Raw genomic sequence first — 14,277 nt, 5'->3', positions numbered from 1 at the left:
AATAAAATGAAGCGACGAAACGTAAATCGAAATCGAACGGCAGGACAAATTGAAACAAGCTCTTTTCCTTGGGGCTTGTTGTTGCTGGCAATAGCCGGTGCAGCAATAATCTCGACGGGTTTGTTCTTTGCTGCAACGAGACATTTCGCATCTATGCAGCTCGGCATCGCGAATGCGAAGCTTCGAAGTCAGCTTCAGGAGCTGAACGATGAAAAGCGTCGCCTTGAACTTGAGCGCGAACTGGCTTTGTCTCCGGCTGTGATCAAGAGAACCGCTCGCTCTCTTGGATTTCAGGAGGCAGCATTGCTGACGAACTCCGGCACGATCGGCGTCAGCACAACAAGTGAGCTCCAAGGAGTATTACGGGAGCCAGTATCCCGCAGAGCAGTAACACCTTCCGTAACCGGTGAATCACAAAACCCGTCCGCACAGTCGAGGGTATCTGTAAAACCGGCATTAGCGGTCTCGAGTCCCAAACCTGCCAAAGAAATAGACGTCAAAGCTGCGAAAACTGAAAAGCCCGAAACGGGGCGGACCATTGTATCAGAGGACATTCGGCCAAGGATCGCCGAAGTACGCGGTGGGTCGAGCTCATCTTCGGATAGCGGTATTCGAAGAACTGTGATCTCAGCGGCTTCAACAAAAAGTTCAATGGTGGTCAGAAGCGAGAAGTTTTAACTAGATCGGATCCCGAATATGGTTCGAAGAACTAGAAAGAAGCAGAATTTGAATCAGATCGCATTTACGAGATTCATGTTTATCGTGGCGATCCTGGTGATCTGGTTTGGAGGTATCAGCGCCCGGCTTGTGCATCTTCAGGTAAATGAGCATAGCTGGCTCCGCGACCGGGCGATCAAGCAACGTGTTGATATTAAGAAGACTCGAATGCCCCGCGGTACTATTTATGACCGCAATGGCAGGGCATTGGCGATGAGTATCAAGACGCGGACACTATTTGCTGATCCGACGAAGATCGAGAATGTTTCCCAAGCCGCCAAGGCGATCGCGAAAGCGATAAATGTCAAAGCCGGCGCGGTCGAAACTCAATTAAAAGAAGCAAAAGATGCTGAGCGAAAATTCGTACCGCTTGCAAAAAACCTAAATGACGATGACGTCCAGCGTATAAACAGGATGTTAGAAGATCCAAGTATAAAAAAGGCTGATCTTCCAAGGTTTGAAGGGCTTTATTGGCGTGAGGACCAGACACGAAGTTATCCGCAAGGAACAGTAGCTGCACACGTTGTCGGTTTTAGCAATGCAGAAGGCGTTGGCCAGGCAGGGATCGAACAATCGCAAAATGATGTTTTGTATGGTGCAGTAATAAAGAAAGTTCAGGAGCGCGACCGACTTGGCAGGATATATGATGAACGTGTCTCAGAACAGGAAGAGCCGGGCAATGTGGTCTTAACGATCAGCTCCTCTATTCAGTACAAGGCTGAAGAGGCGCTGAAGAGAGCGGTTTCAGCTTCAAGTGCTAAGTCGGGGATGGCAGTCGTTCTTGATCATGCAACCGGCGAAATACTTGCGATGGCGAACCACCCAACATTTGATCCGAACGACCTCAAAGGTATCAATGCCGAGAATCTAAGGAACAACTCGGTCCAAAGCTTTTATTCGCCGGGTTCAGTCTTCAAACTCGTTACTTATGGAGCGGCTTTGGATCGCGGTCTGATAATTCCGGAGGCAGAGATCGATACCGGCAATGGAACTATTGAGGTTGCCCGTCATCGCTTCAAGGATTCAAAAGCACTCGGCCGGATAAATTTCATAAAGGCGATGGCAGTTTCGAGCAATGTTTGCGCTATCAAAACGGGGCTTCGTGTAGGACGAGAGAACTACTATGATATGGTGCGGAAATTTGGTTTCGGCCAGCCGACAGGCGTCGAACTGCCTGCCGAAACCGGCGGGATGCTTCGTCCTCCGGAACGTTGGTTTGGTGATTCGCTAGCTTCGATGTCGATCGGCTACGAAATAGGCGTTTCACCGTTGCAAATGGCAACTGCTTTTGCGACGATAGCAAACAATGGCGTGCGGGTCAGTCCGCGAATAATCAAAGAGATCAAGCGCTCCGACGATACGGTGATCTCCGTTACAAAACCCGAAAAAACCAGGGTCATCAGCGATGAGGCAGCGGCAGGACTGCGCCGTATGCTGCGACAGGTAGTTGTTTCGGGAACGGGCAAAAAAGCGCAGGTCGCCGGCTATACCACCGCCGGAAAAACCGGAACGGCTTGGAAGTATGATCCGGCAATCAAGCGGGTCAGTTCGTCAAAATACGTATCTTCATTCATTGGCTATGCACCTGCAGATAACCCCCGTATAACCATCGCTGTTATGATCGATGAGCCACGCATTGGCGGTCGAAATGGAGGGGATGTTGCCGCCCCGGTCTTTCAGGAGATAGCGGAGAACGTGCTTCCGGAATTGAAGGTTGCTCCTGATAGCGATGGAATGGTCGCCGTATTCAATGGAGAAGAGATAGATGAATCGGTAGGCAACGGTGAATCGCTGGGTGAGAGTTTTGCAGAATCAAGAGAGACTAGGGAAATTGAGGCAATTAACGAGAAGCCGAAAAGAGATCCTATGATCTCCGAGAAGAAGGAGACAAAGATCGAGCTGACGAAGCCGTCGCTTGAAAAGCCACGCAAAGCTCCGGTCAGACCGGATGAAAAGCGGAACAATTCAGTTCCGATCGAACCCAATAAGGAGAAGCCAAAGAACAGAACTTGAAACTTGAGAAAGCGATCGAATACATGAACGCAGTCTGCGCAGGTGATATGCCTTATGCGTCTTATTTCCATAGAGGACCTCGGATATCTGCCCGAATCTTTTTGGATGATTCTAGCGAATAACTGCGATAAGCGAAAGAAAAGCACGGGAATGAGTTTGAAAATCGAACAAACCAGTTTGCAGGTACATACATCAAATAACTGCAAAACTTTCCCCGTTATTCGTTCTATATAGTGTATCAAGGTACATCATTTAGCAGATGTGGGGAGGTAAATAGGATGATGCAGCAAGTACTAGAAAACAATTTGTTGACTAAAACCAGGCAACGGCGTGAGTCGGCTCTCGGTACCAAGATCGGCATTTTTGGAAAGCTGTTCGGCTGTTGGCACAAACGGCTTGGCCGGCCTATTACCGTTAAGAATGTTTCTTATCGCGCCTGTTTGGAATGCGGTGCCAGAAAGAATTTTAATACCCAGAGCTTTAAGAGCTTTGGACCCTTTTATTATCCTCCGTCGGTAAAACCGGACGCGCTCCGGTAATTTGCCGAAATTCCTGTCCTAATAACCATCCATTTATATACCTACCGAGTGCGGCCGACCAATAAGGCCGCACTTTTTCCTTATGGCTCAATTGATCTTAGGATCAGCGCAGAGTTTTTTGAGCCGAAGCCAATGCAGTTGCAAAGTGCAATTCGAACAGAGTGTTCGCGAGGAAAATTCGGAACGTAATCCAGGTCGCATTCAGCATCCGCTAGGTCAAGATTGATCGTCGGTGGCACAACTGAACCGTTGATCGCAAACAATGTTGCTGCGACACCTGCCGCGCCTGCCGCACCCTGAGGATGGCCGATCTGTGATTTGGTGGCGGACATCGGTATTTTGTAGGCATATTCCCCGAATGCTGCTTTTATGGCTTTCGTTTCTATTCGATCGTTCAGGAGGGTCGAGGTTCCGTGAAGATTTACGTAATCGATGTCTTGCGGAGTAATGCCGGCATCATCCATTGCAAGTTTCATCGCCCTTGCCGGCTCAACGCCGTTCTCTTCCAGACGTACACGGTGGTATGCATCGCAGGTAGATCCGTATCCGATTATCTCTGCATATACTTTCGCACCGCGTTGTAAAGCCGCCTCTAATTCTTCAATTACAAATATCCATGCCCCTTCACCGATCACCATTCCCGATCGATCCGCTGAAAAAGGCCGGCTTGCACGCTCCGGTTCTGCGTTCCATTCCTTTGTACAAACACCCATTACCTCAAAACCTTTCAAAATACCGGGCGAAATAGGTGAATCTACTCCTCCCGCGAGCATTCGATCTTGACGCCCAAAAGCGATGTGCTGCGCAGCATAAAAGATGGCATCAGTGGAAGAGGTACATCCGGTTGAAACGACGTGAGAGAGCCCGTGAAGACCGAAGAACATCGAAAGTTCTGATGAGAGGCCGCCATGTGTAGATGCAGGTATCGTATAAATACTTCCTTTTCCTGCATTGCCGGAAAACCAAAAACCGAACTGCTTTTCCGTGAAAGATAGTCCGCCGCCGCCGGTACCTAACACAACCCCGAAATTGCCACGCTCTTCTGCCGTAAGTTCATCAGCGAGCAGGTGGCTGTCCGCCATTGCTTCACGTGATGCGGCAATGGCAAGCGGAACCGTTCTCGGAACGTGCTGCCGGTCCTTGGCAGCAAGCTCCGCTCTCCAATCGAATTCCGGTATCTCGGCAGCGATCTGAACCTTGAACGGTGTTGGATCGAATGATGTTATCAGCCGGGTGCCGCTTTTGCCCAAACTTAGCGACTTCCAAAACTCATCTTTCCCGATGCCGATGGGAGTTACACAGCCGAAACCGGTGATAACTACCCGTCGCGGAGTCTTTAGTTGGTTTAGCATTCGGCTGCGGCGGAGCTTACGATAATGGAAGAATTATTTGATCAGATAGGGCTCTTTGAAACTTCCATCCAAACTATTGCCCTTTCCTTATCTCCTCGTTGATCATGGAACGTAGGTTTCCTTCATCCAGTCGTGTCATTTGGCGGCCGTTCACAAAGAAGGTCGGTGTTGCACGTACCCCTAGAGCTCGGCCGTCGGACATATCACGGTCTGCCTTTGCAGCGTGTTTTGGGTCAGCCAATGAGTTTTTAAGCCGCTGCATATCCAAGCCTATTTCCTGCGCAAACTTTTCGAATGTAACATTCGCTTCAGGGCGGTTCGGTGGTGGTGCCGCTCCGTGTATCTCACCCCATTCTGACTGCTTGCGGAACATAATATCCATCATTTCAAAATATTTGCCTTGTTCACCTGCAGCTTCCATATACGTGGCCGCAAGCTTCGCATTTCTATGAAAGGGCATATAACGAAAAACGAACCTCACTTGCGGAAACTCTCCGACGATCTTCTTGACCGAGGGGGCAAACGCCGCGCATGCTTCGCATTCAGGATCGAGGAACTCTACGACAGTAACCTTTGCATCCGCTGGCCCGAGGGTATAGCTGTCCGGCCGAACAAGTTTTTCGGTGTTGTCGGGTCTCTGAACTGGAGGAGCCTTCGTTGTCTCTGAGCTCCGATAAGCCATAATACCAACGATCCCAAGTATCACGGCCACGATGGCGATAGCAGCAAGAGTCTTTACTTCTTTCTTCATTATTAGAACTTTGATCCTTATTTCTGAGGCCGATAAATGATCAAACCTATGCTTATCATTATAAATGAGACCAAGGACATCAATGGAATGGTTATGAATCCCAACCACTCGATCTGGCGCGAGGTGCATGAGATCCCTTCCGTGCACGGCGTCAGGCTATCGGGAATGATCCCGTAATAAAGCAAATTGTGGTAAACGGCCACACCAAGCCCAATTAAAGCGAGCGGAAATGCGTACCACTTCCATTTTCCGTCACACAATATGATACCAACTGCAATTATAACAACTAGCGGATACATCGTTATTCGCTGATACCAGCAGAGAACGCAAGGAGGAAGCTCCATTATCTCCGAAAAGAAAAGGCTGCCGCCTGTTGCCGCAAGTGCTAAGGTCCACATTAGATATGGAAGCAGGTCGTTGAACCTGTTTCCTTTGCCTTCTGCGTTCATCTCTTAATATTAAACCATGTCCGCCATACGACAGAAAATTTACTCTGAAAAGAAACGCGGCCGGTAATCCAAACCGAACCGCGATCTTTCAAGCACAACTATTAAAGGAACCCTCAGATCCTTAGAGGCATAACGATATAGCGATAATCGTATCCCGTCTCACCTGCGATCCGCATCTGTGTTGCAGCGTTTGAATCTTTGAATTCAAACAAGATGCGTTTAGGAGATGCGGGCTCTTTTGCCCGAGCGGTTCCAGCATTGGTTCCGTCAGAATTCCCTGTATCGGAAACTTGTTCAGCGGAAGAGGCAACGAGTTCTGTTGAACCCACATTGTTAAGAAATTCAAGCAGATATTGATGATTAAAGCCGATTGTAACTTCCTCGCCTTTATAATCAGCCGGGATCACCTCAACGCCCTCGCCTTCCTCACTTGATTGAGCAGTTAACTCAACTTCTCCTTCACGAACAGTCAAACGAATAGAACGATTCCTTTCGTCGGACATCAATGAAATGCGTCGGACTGCCGCACGCATATCCGCAAGATCGAATTCGACAGATCGATCGTTGTCCTTAGGCATCACCATTTCATAGTTCGGAAAATTCCCCGAAAGTTTTCGAGTTATTAGCAAACGGCCATCAGTCTCGAAATAAATGTGATTCTGGTCTTCGCCGAACTGAACATCTCCACCGCTGACGCGGGCGATCCTCACAAGCTCAAGCAATGCTTTCTTAGGTATCAGCGTATCAATGCTCGATGCTTCATCGCCATTTATTGCCTTTTCAACATATGCAAGTCTGTGGCCGTCCGTTGTAACCATTTTGGCCACGCCGTCCGCAATGATGAACTTTGCACCGGAAAGCGTAAAGCGGCTTTGTTCATTTGTAATCGCAAAGGCAGTATTCTGCACAAAATAACTGAACACATCTGACGAAAGCTTCAGCGGTGCAGATTTAAAGATAGGGGTCTCCGGATATTGCTCACGGTTGACACCGGCCAATCGAAAATTCGCACGACCGGCTTTCATCCGGACCCACTCATTGTCTTCCTTTTTGAAATAGACATCACCATCGTCCAGGGTCCGGACGATGTCGAACAGTTTGCGGGCCTGAACACACATGGCACCTGGTGTTTTTATCTCGGCCTCAGCATCACAGCGAATGGTAACGTCAAGATCGGTCCCAACAATCCGGATCGATGTTTCACCGATCGATTCGATCAGAATGTTTGAAAGCACCGGTATCGTGCTTTTCTTTTCGACCACTCCTTGGATATAACCAAGTTCTTCTTTCAGAACACTCTGCTTGATCGTGAATTCCATTTCAATTACTGCTCCCGGTATATCTTTTCCTGTCTGTCTGCTTATATTAACTTCTAAATAATTTAATTATTTATTTAGTAGTTATAGTAGGCACTGTGAAAATGTGTAAAAGGCCTTAAAATTACCTTTTTTATTAGTGTTTAGTTTCCGCACGGTGTTGTGGAAAACTTGTGGAAAAAGCTCTTAAAGTGTTGAAAACCTTTTCTCGTCGGTTTTTTCCACTGCTATCCTCAGGCTCTAACGGCCCGTTGTTGAGGAAATGTGGAAAATTATTATCAAGTGCTGCAAATAATAGACTTACAGAGGCAACGTCTCTGAACCGTATGTGGAAATCCTCTTTTTCCATTTTTGCAAAAACTCCTTTATTTATCGGCATATAAGGTCGATGAGTTCGCTTATCTTATTGTGGAAAACGCGGTCTTCTCTAGTTAATGAATCTATCTTGTCGACCGAGTGCATTACAGTGGTGTGGTGCTTACCTCCAAACTCTCGGCCTATCTCAGGAAAGCTGTGTTTTGTTAGCCGTTTGCAAAGATACATAGCAACCTGGCGAGGCATTGCGACCGCCCGACTGTTGTTCTTCGATTTCATTTCTTCGACGGTAAGATTGTAATGCGAAGCCACGATCCGTGCAATTCGCTCCATCGTCAATCCTTCGGGCCGTTCAGAATCTATTATGTTCTTTAACGCGTCCTGTGCAAGCATCTTGGAGATAGGAACCCCGCGAAGGCTGGCGATCGCGACCAGCCTTACAAGAGAGCCTTCAAGCTCGCGGACGTTGCTCTTGATCTTGCTCGCTATAAATATAGCTATCTCATCAGGAAGATCTATTCCGTCAAGATCGGCTTTTCGTTTTAGGATAGCAACCTTTGTCTCAAGGTCCGGCGGTTCAATATCGGCAATAAGACCCCATTCAAAACGCGAATGCAGACGCTCTTCAAGCGTGGGTATCTCGCGCGGCGGGCAATCGCTCGTGATAACGATCTGTTTCTGATCATTATGAAGCGTATTGAAAGTATGAAAAAATTCGTCCTGCGTGCGTTCCTTGCCGGCAAAGAATTGGACGTCGTCCATTAAGAGCACATCTATCGAACGATACTTTTCGCGAAAGCTGTCTGTTTTATCAAAGCGGATCGCATTGATAAGCTCATTCATGAACTTTTCGCTTGTGATATAAGAAACACGCATATGCCGATTGCGCTGCTTTATCGCGTGTCCGATCGCATGCATCAGATGTGTCTTACCAAGTCCCGTACCGCCATAAATGAATAACGGATTGTATGTTTTTCCGGGAATATCCGCCGCCCCCATCGCCGCTGCGTGGGCGAATTGGTTGCTGGAACCGACGACGAACTTCTCAAAGGTGTATTTTGGATTCAGCGAATTATCGACTGGCTCGATATCGACAAAATTTGGCGATTGGGAGCGACCGAACATTGGCTTGAATGGGAGCGACTGAGCGTCTTCAAGAACATCACTGTTTGACGCATCCGCAACGCTCTCATCTGTATCCGAGAACTTGCTCTCTGTTGCATCGGATTTTTCGATGATCCATTCAATGGCATAACCTTCAAGCCCTTGATCGCGCATTATGTGATGAAGTAATTCTAGGTAGTATTTCGACACCCAGTCCCGCGTGATGTCGCCCGCTCGAAGCATAAGCTTTCTTTCTTTGTCATCGATGCCGTCAAATATTATTGGACGGAACCAAGAATCAAAAATATGCTTGTTAAGGCGCGTTTCTACAACCGCCAGAATATCTTTCCAAATGTCTGTTTTGGTATCGAGAGTTTCCACTATAGGTCTCCGAAACAGGTGTTAACAACTATTAAATTTATCTGCCGAGAAATGCTCGGATCTGCTGTGTCTCAGACTAAAGTTTTTCACAACATTCTGCGACTGTAATTCGTTTGAAATTCACAGGTTTCGGCGGGAAGTAATTCCGCTCCAGTGAAAATTTCCCACAGCTTTTTCCACAAGGCTGTGGAAATAAACAAGACACTTAAAGTGTAACTTTAAGTTATTTATTTTCAATGCTTTACAAGGGTTATTCAAACGAAAACGGGTGTCAGATTAGCACATACAACTGGCCATTGCAAACCAAAATCCACAGAAAATACGGCCCAAGAAAAATTCCCTTCAACTACTTTTTTTATCAATGATTTGGAGCGAGAATAGACCCTAAAGCAAGCAATTTTTTGACGAATTTTCACCCGAAATGATGTTAAATTTTTAAGGAAAATTTTATGTGCACGAAAGAAAAAGATGAGGTGGAAAACGACTCCGCCTCTCTCGAAATAGCAAAACTTTGCAAGGGGCTTATTTACGTCAGTGAGACGGACGCGCCGGTAGAACTTTTTGTCGGAGAAAGAATGTCGGAAATTTCCGCAAAGCAGCTTGTCTATCAACTTCAACTTCCAAAAAACACAAAGATAGATCAACAGGATGCCCCGGCATTTTTCAAGCGGCTCTCTGAACAAAAAGATTGGTACACTAAGGATCAAAAGGAAACAGCGAGGCGGTTTGAACAACTAGGAAAGATATTCTCTCGCAGGCTATTGGATCCAACAGTGTTTCGTATAGGGCAGATACGGATAGACATTTACGCAATTGGGGAAGACAAAAATTCCGGCGAGATCGTAGGTATCAGGACACGAGCTGTCGAGACGTGATGAGCATCTTCAATTTACTGAGAAATCAACATCGGTCAAAGGCAGATCTTTCTCGCCGTTCCGGTTGTCGAATACAACATAATACTCGCCTGGTCCGAACTGACGCGTGATCTCGCCTTTGGGAACGATCCCGGTTTCGATCAGCGGTTTGAATTCCTGCCGTTCCTTCATTGCCGCCAGGTCGTCAGCGGTAACTATAAGACAGTTGATGCGTACATCGTTTTTTGGTGTTGAGAAATTTCCGCGAAGAGTGGTTTTTCTGTTCAGCTCGAATTTGAACGCGAGCAATTCTCCTTTTGGCACGAGCTGTGATCCCTGAATAAAGCTCCCAAACGTAAATTCTCGTTTGGGTTGAATGTTCGAGTTAGTTTCGACCGGCGGATTAGCCCTAAAAAGCACCAACGCAATTACCGCGACCGCCAACAAAGCGACGGCTCCAAGAAAGATAAATGATCTTGCACTTTCCATTTCGTATTTCTAGAGGTCATTCTATACCAGTCAAAGATCTAAAAAGTAAAGGGCCGCAGCCTTTTCGTCAGGCGACGACCCGGATTCATCAATACTAACCAATTATTTAGAGAAAACTTTTTATTTAGAGAAAACTTTGCCGGCTCCGGAAGTCTTTTTAATAACATTTGCGGGCGTTCCAACGTAGGAAACGCTACTTGCACCCGAAGCATCCGCGGTGAGTTCGCCAAGGACATTTACCCTCACCTTGCTTGCACCACTTGAATCAACCAACGCATTTTCAGCGACCAACTCCTCCGCTTCTATCTTTGAGGCACCGCTTACATCAACATTAAGTCTTGCGGTCTTGCCTCTCACGATAATACGAGAAGCACCGCTTGAATCAACCGTTAACAAACTGTTATTGAGATCGACCAGGCTGACCTTTACGGCTCCGGAAGCCTCGATCTTTTCAATATCCGGTGCCCCGATACGGATCTTTATAGGACCGCTCGTATGCACACGCTTTTCTAGGGAGATACCAAGAACTCCGTCATTTACCTCAGTCTTGATGTATTGAAGTAGATTGTCGTCCGCATCTATCTGAACGCTGAAGTCTTTTTGCGAGGCTATCTCAATATCAAAGATGCTGCTAACGTCGATTGATTTGAAATCGCGTAACTCACGGTTTTCGGTAACGATATTGCCCGAACCCTTGATACCGCTCTTGAAAGAGAAACTAAGAAAACTAGGCTTTAAGTTCTCTGCCCTGATGCTTCCGAACGAAAATACATTTGCGACCACAACACCGATCACCAAAGCCGCTATGAAGATTATGATTCCGACCTTTTTCATCTGTTCCCTCCGAGGAAAAGTATCTGCTGATGAGAGCAAACGAGGAAACAGGTTAGAAAGTTCGGATTATTTCGTTGTAGGTCAGAGGCTCAATTACAAAGTTCTTTGTTTACATAGACCTTTTTTCCGTTGGTGTTTGTGTAAAAACACCCTCCGCGGGGGCCTTTTTGATATGTGCGACCGTCTGAAGATCTCGAAGCCTCTGCGGCTGAATTCGCGGTCCTATTTGACGTTGCGGTTGGTTTTGCTGCCGGATCCGGAACCGGAGTTGCTTGCCAGGCGACGGCTTGCCAACGGCCATCACGTTTAAAGAACGTGCCAGTATTTAGGTGATTGGAAACTGTCCTTTCACCGTTGGATCTTGTGGTGATCCCGACCAACCGAAACGCGACCACCGCCGCATTTCCATATTGTCGTATCATCACGTCTTCAGCCGAATATGTTGTTACGGGATCGTCCGGCTTCCTTGCCGGGGCAGAGCGAACACCTTTCATCAATTCGGCCTTATCTATACGCTGGCCAACACCTCGAGTGTATATCAGATCATTTGCCCAGAAGCGGTCGTGGATCGCGGCATCGTTCCGCCCGGCCCCTTCAAGAAATTCATTCAAAAGGCGTGTAAGTTCGGCGGCATCCGGTGCGGATTGAGCGTATCCGGAAGCAGGTAACAAAATAGCCGCGAACGCCAACAAAAGAATCTGCCTAATCTTCGTCTTCATCTTCAAATGCCTCCGGACTGCAAGTACGGCAAAGGGGTTTGACGGCAAATATCGTCTCGCTATCGTCACGGACAAGCACATCACAGTTCGGGCAGACCGCATTTCGGTGTTTGCAGTCAAGGTCGTATGCCATGCCGCCTTCGCGTTCCGTAACGAAATGGACCGAGGTTTCCCTGCGGCAAATACCGCAGGTAACGGGACTTCCTACTTCCAATGTAAGCATCTTAATTCTCCTTGTCGGTCGAGGATGATACCACACATATGGCGTTAGATTTATTGTGAGAGCTGGAGCATCTCGCGGAAATAAAGCAAGGCACCTTGGACGATGCCAATCGCAAGCCCAAAGCCCGCGCCGAAAAGTTCGATCGTGCGAAGGTGTTCTTTTGCGACGGAAAGCACAAGAGCTTCCAATTTTTCCACCGGATAATTCTTGATCTTCTCGCGAACAACACCACCAACATCAAATTCCTTTATAGCCTCAGGCAGTTTTTCACGGATAGCGGCAATGATGGTATCGGCAAAGGTCTCGCTGGCAGAGACCAGTTTCTCCTCTTCAATTTTGTCCGAAAGTCTTCCGATAGGTGCGGCAAGCAGGCTTTCGATCTGTTTTGAAAGCATATCGTTTACCAGCCGAGAGGTGTTTTCACCGGCGATGATCGCGAGCAGGCCACGCGAAAGCATATCTTTCAACTTTGCTTCTGATTCCGGATGGACGGTCCTAAGGATAGAATCGATACTATGAGGCCGCAGCTTTTCAAGCAGATCCTTAACGTAACCGGAGATCGAACGCTCCATTTCAGGACCGCGAAGAAGCTTAAAAATTGCTGAGGCGACCTGTTCCTTGAATCTTGAAAGCTGTTCGGGATCGATCTTTCCGAGCAGTTCGATGAGCGGCCTGCGCATCGCATTATCGATCGAACGATCTATAAATGAACCGGCCTCTGCGGCAAATACATCACCTTTAAGCGTTTCTTCGATCCGCTTCGGCAGGCTCTCGTTGACCAAATCATCCACCTCTTTCAAAAGATTCTCTCTTGAAACAAATATCTTTTTGAAGAACGGGAGATTTTCGTAATACTGATGCACCTCTTTCTTGATCAGTGCTCCGATCTGCGAACGAGTTCGTTCCTCAGCTGCGATCTCGGTCAAATGATGCGTTATCGGCGTGATCTGTTCGGCGGCTTTTTCCTTTAACAGTTCTACGGCTTCGGCGGTGAACATCTCGCCTATGGGCGTGTTCGCGGTAACAAGATCGTCAATGCGGCGGTTTACGAATTCACGGATATTTTTCTCAATTTCGGGGGAGTCGATCGCCTTGCGGATCCGGCTTTCGATGAATCCAAGAAGCTTTTCGTATGCATCGTCGTCGATAACTGCCGATACCCTTCTGGAAAGCACCTCATCAACTCGTCGCTCAACAAAAGAACTGATCGCCGACCGTGTCTCTTCATTTTGAAGAACGCGCTCGATATGCTTGGCAACGGTGAATTGAAGCGACGAGATGGCATCAAGGACCGGCCCACGAAGATTTGGCGGAAGCGTTTCTACCAAAGAAGGATAATTTTGGGCCAAAAGGTCCTGCGTGTAGGAATCAATGACGCCGCGAATCTTTGTCCGCAGGAAATCTTTGCCGACCAGTTCGTCCATTATAGTTTCCTGCGAGACAAGCTCTTCGCCGACGGCCTTGCCGATAGCGTTCGCCAGCCGGTCGCGGTGGCGCGGTATCATTCCTTGCGGAAACAAAGTTATTCCAAAGACCTTGAACGGCCTTCGTGGCCGGAAAAGCATCCGCACCGCCAGCCACGCAGCCAGCCAACCATGAACGGTCGCAAAAACAACAAGCAAAAGCACCTGGACACGAATGTCCTTGAACCATGGGGCGATGCTATTTGCTAGTTCGTTAAAAAATTCCATGTATTCGAACGAACGTTATACGATACCGGATCACCAGATCAGAATATCTGAAAGCCTTTCGACCGAAGGCAGAAATCAGACAGATCCTTGACCCAAAGGTAAGTTACGAAATAATTCTTCCACTGTTCGTCCTCATCTTTATAGATCGTACCGTCATCAGGTTCGTCGGTAACGGTGCCATCAGAGAACATCCGCTTGTTCGGCTCAAGTTTTGGCAGGATCTCGTCACGAAGTTTTGCGCCGATCAGGCGAGCGTCATCCTGCTCGACCTTTACACCCATCGCGTTGTAACCCATCTGACGGACCTTCCCTTCGCTAAGAACGTCCATTCCTTTAATGATCTCCAGCAAGGCTTTCCAGTTCCATACGTTGGCACTGAATTGATAGCTTTCCTGGCCCATATCGTGAAGCGTGAAACTCATAGTGTTAAAGTTACGACAAAACCGTGAAAGTGGAAAAGCGAGCAAGGGGTTCTGAAGAGATCAAAATGGCATCTGCCATACGTGGGTTGTAGAATACTGTTAAACGCA

Annotated in this window: 15 protein-coding genes; 4 read left to right on the top strand and 11 right to left on the bottom strand. The window is 47.6% G+C overall.

All coding sequences use genetic code 11. The features are described from left to right. Nucleotides 1-6 precede the first annotated feature (6 nt). The 3 genes from JVX88_RS03725 (at nt 7) to JVX88_RS03715 (ending at nt 3,269) form a co-directional block, all read left to right on the top strand. Nucleotides 7-678: a hypothetical protein gene (locus tag JVX88_RS03725; RefSeq protein WP_211625865.1), complete on the top strand. Its 672-nt coding sequence runs from the start codon at nt 7-9 to the stop codon at nt 676-678. Nucleotides 679-696: 18 nt separating this feature from the next. Next, complete coding sequence (locus JVX88_RS03720; protein WP_211625863.1) at nt 697-2,730, top strand: peptidoglycan D,D-transpeptidase FtsI family protein; 2,034 nt, start codon at nt 697-699, stop codon at nt 2,728-2,730. Nucleotides 2,731-3,008: 278 nt separating this feature from the next. Then, on the top strand, nt 3,009-3,269 hold the full coding sequence (locus JVX88_RS03715; protein WP_211625861.1) for a hypothetical protein: 261 nt from the start codon (nt 3,009-3,011) through the stop codon (nt 3,267-3,269). An 80-nt stretch (nt 3,270-3,349) separates the two neighbouring features. Here JVX88_RS03715 and JVX88_RS03710 read toward each other — a convergent pair whose 3' ends face one another. The 5 genes from JVX88_RS03710 to dnaA form a co-directional block, all read right to left on the bottom strand. After that, nucleotides 3,350-4,621, bottom strand: a complete 1,272-nt coding sequence (locus JVX88_RS03710; protein WP_211625859.1) for a beta-ketoacyl-[acyl-carrier-protein] synthase family protein — start codon at nt 4,619-4,621, stop codon at nt 3,350-3,352. A 73-nt stretch (nt 4,622-4,694) separates the two neighbouring features. Beyond that, nucleotides 4,695-5,372, bottom strand: a complete 678-nt coding sequence (locus tag JVX88_RS03705) for a DsbA family protein (protein ID WP_211625857.1) — start codon at nt 5,370-5,372, stop codon at nt 4,695-4,697. Nucleotides 5,373-5,389: 17 nt separating this feature from the next. Continuing rightward, complete coding sequence (locus JVX88_RS03700; RefSeq protein WP_211625855.1) at nt 5,390-5,821, bottom strand: disulfide bond formation protein B; 432 nt, start codon at nt 5,819-5,821, stop codon at nt 5,390-5,392. Between the two features lie 113 nt (nt 5,822-5,934). Next, entirely contained in the window at nt 5,935-7,140 is a 1,206-nt protein-coding gene (gene dnaN / locus JVX88_RS03695) for a DNA polymerase III subunit beta (RefSeq protein ID WP_211625854.1), read from the bottom strand. 366 nt (nt 7,141-7,506) lie between these two features. Beyond that, complete coding sequence (gene dnaA, locus JVX88_RS03690; protein WP_211625853.1) at nt 7,507-8,937, bottom strand: chromosomal replication initiator protein DnaA; 1,431 nt, start codon at nt 8,935-8,937, stop codon at nt 7,507-7,509. A gap of 449 nt (nt 8,938-9,386) precedes the next feature. On the opposite strand from dnaA, the gene JVX88_RS03685 reads away from it, so the two are divergent. Continuing rightward, nucleotides 9,387-9,812: a nuclease A inhibitor family protein gene (locus tag JVX88_RS03685; protein WP_211625852.1), complete on the top strand. Its 426-nt coding sequence runs from the start codon at nt 9,387-9,389 to the stop codon at nt 9,810-9,812. A 9-nt stretch (nt 9,813-9,821) separates the two neighbouring features. Here the strand turns inward: JVX88_RS03685 and JVX88_RS03680 are convergent, their stop codons facing one another. The 6 genes from JVX88_RS03680 to JVX88_RS03655 form a co-directional block, all read right to left on the bottom strand. After that, nucleotides 9,822-10,280: a hypothetical protein gene (locus JVX88_RS03680; RefSeq protein ID WP_211625851.1), complete on the bottom strand. Its 459-nt coding sequence runs from the start codon at nt 10,278-10,280 to the stop codon at nt 9,822-9,824. Between the two features lie 120 nt (nt 10,281-10,400). Then, a complete protein-coding gene (locus JVX88_RS03675; RefSeq protein WP_211625850.1) occupies nt 10,401-11,114 on the bottom strand; it encodes a head GIN domain-containing protein in 714 nt (237 codons plus the stop codon). Nucleotides 11,115-11,203: 89 nt separating this feature from the next. After that, a complete protein-coding gene (locus JVX88_RS03670) occupies nt 11,204-11,833 on the bottom strand; it encodes a nuclear transport factor 2 family protein (RefSeq protein ID WP_211625849.1) in 630 nt (209 codons plus the stop codon). After that, a complete protein-coding gene (locus tag JVX88_RS03665; protein ID WP_211625847.1) occupies nt 11,817-12,056 on the bottom strand; it encodes a hypothetical protein in 240 nt (79 codons plus the stop codon). The genes JVX88_RS03670 and JVX88_RS03665 overlap by 17 nt, the downstream gene beginning before the upstream one ends. Nucleotides 12,057-12,106: 50 nt before the next feature. After that, on the bottom strand, nt 12,107-13,747 hold the full coding sequence (locus tag JVX88_RS03660) for a DUF445 family protein (RefSeq protein WP_211625845.1): 1,641 nt from the start codon (nt 13,745-13,747) through the stop codon (nt 12,107-12,109). A 38-nt stretch (nt 13,748-13,785) separates the two neighbouring features. Next, nucleotides 13,786-14,169, bottom strand: coding sequence for a hypothetical protein (locus tag JVX88_RS03655; RefSeq protein WP_211625843.1), 384 nt, complete (start codon nt 14,167-14,169; stop codon nt 13,786-13,788). Nucleotides 14,170-14,277: the final 108 nt, after the last annotated feature.

Source organism: Leptolyngbya sp. 7M (assembly GCF_018128485.1).
Note: the sequence above shows the minus strand (reverse complement) of the source record. Positions and strands in the feature narration are given on the sequence as shown.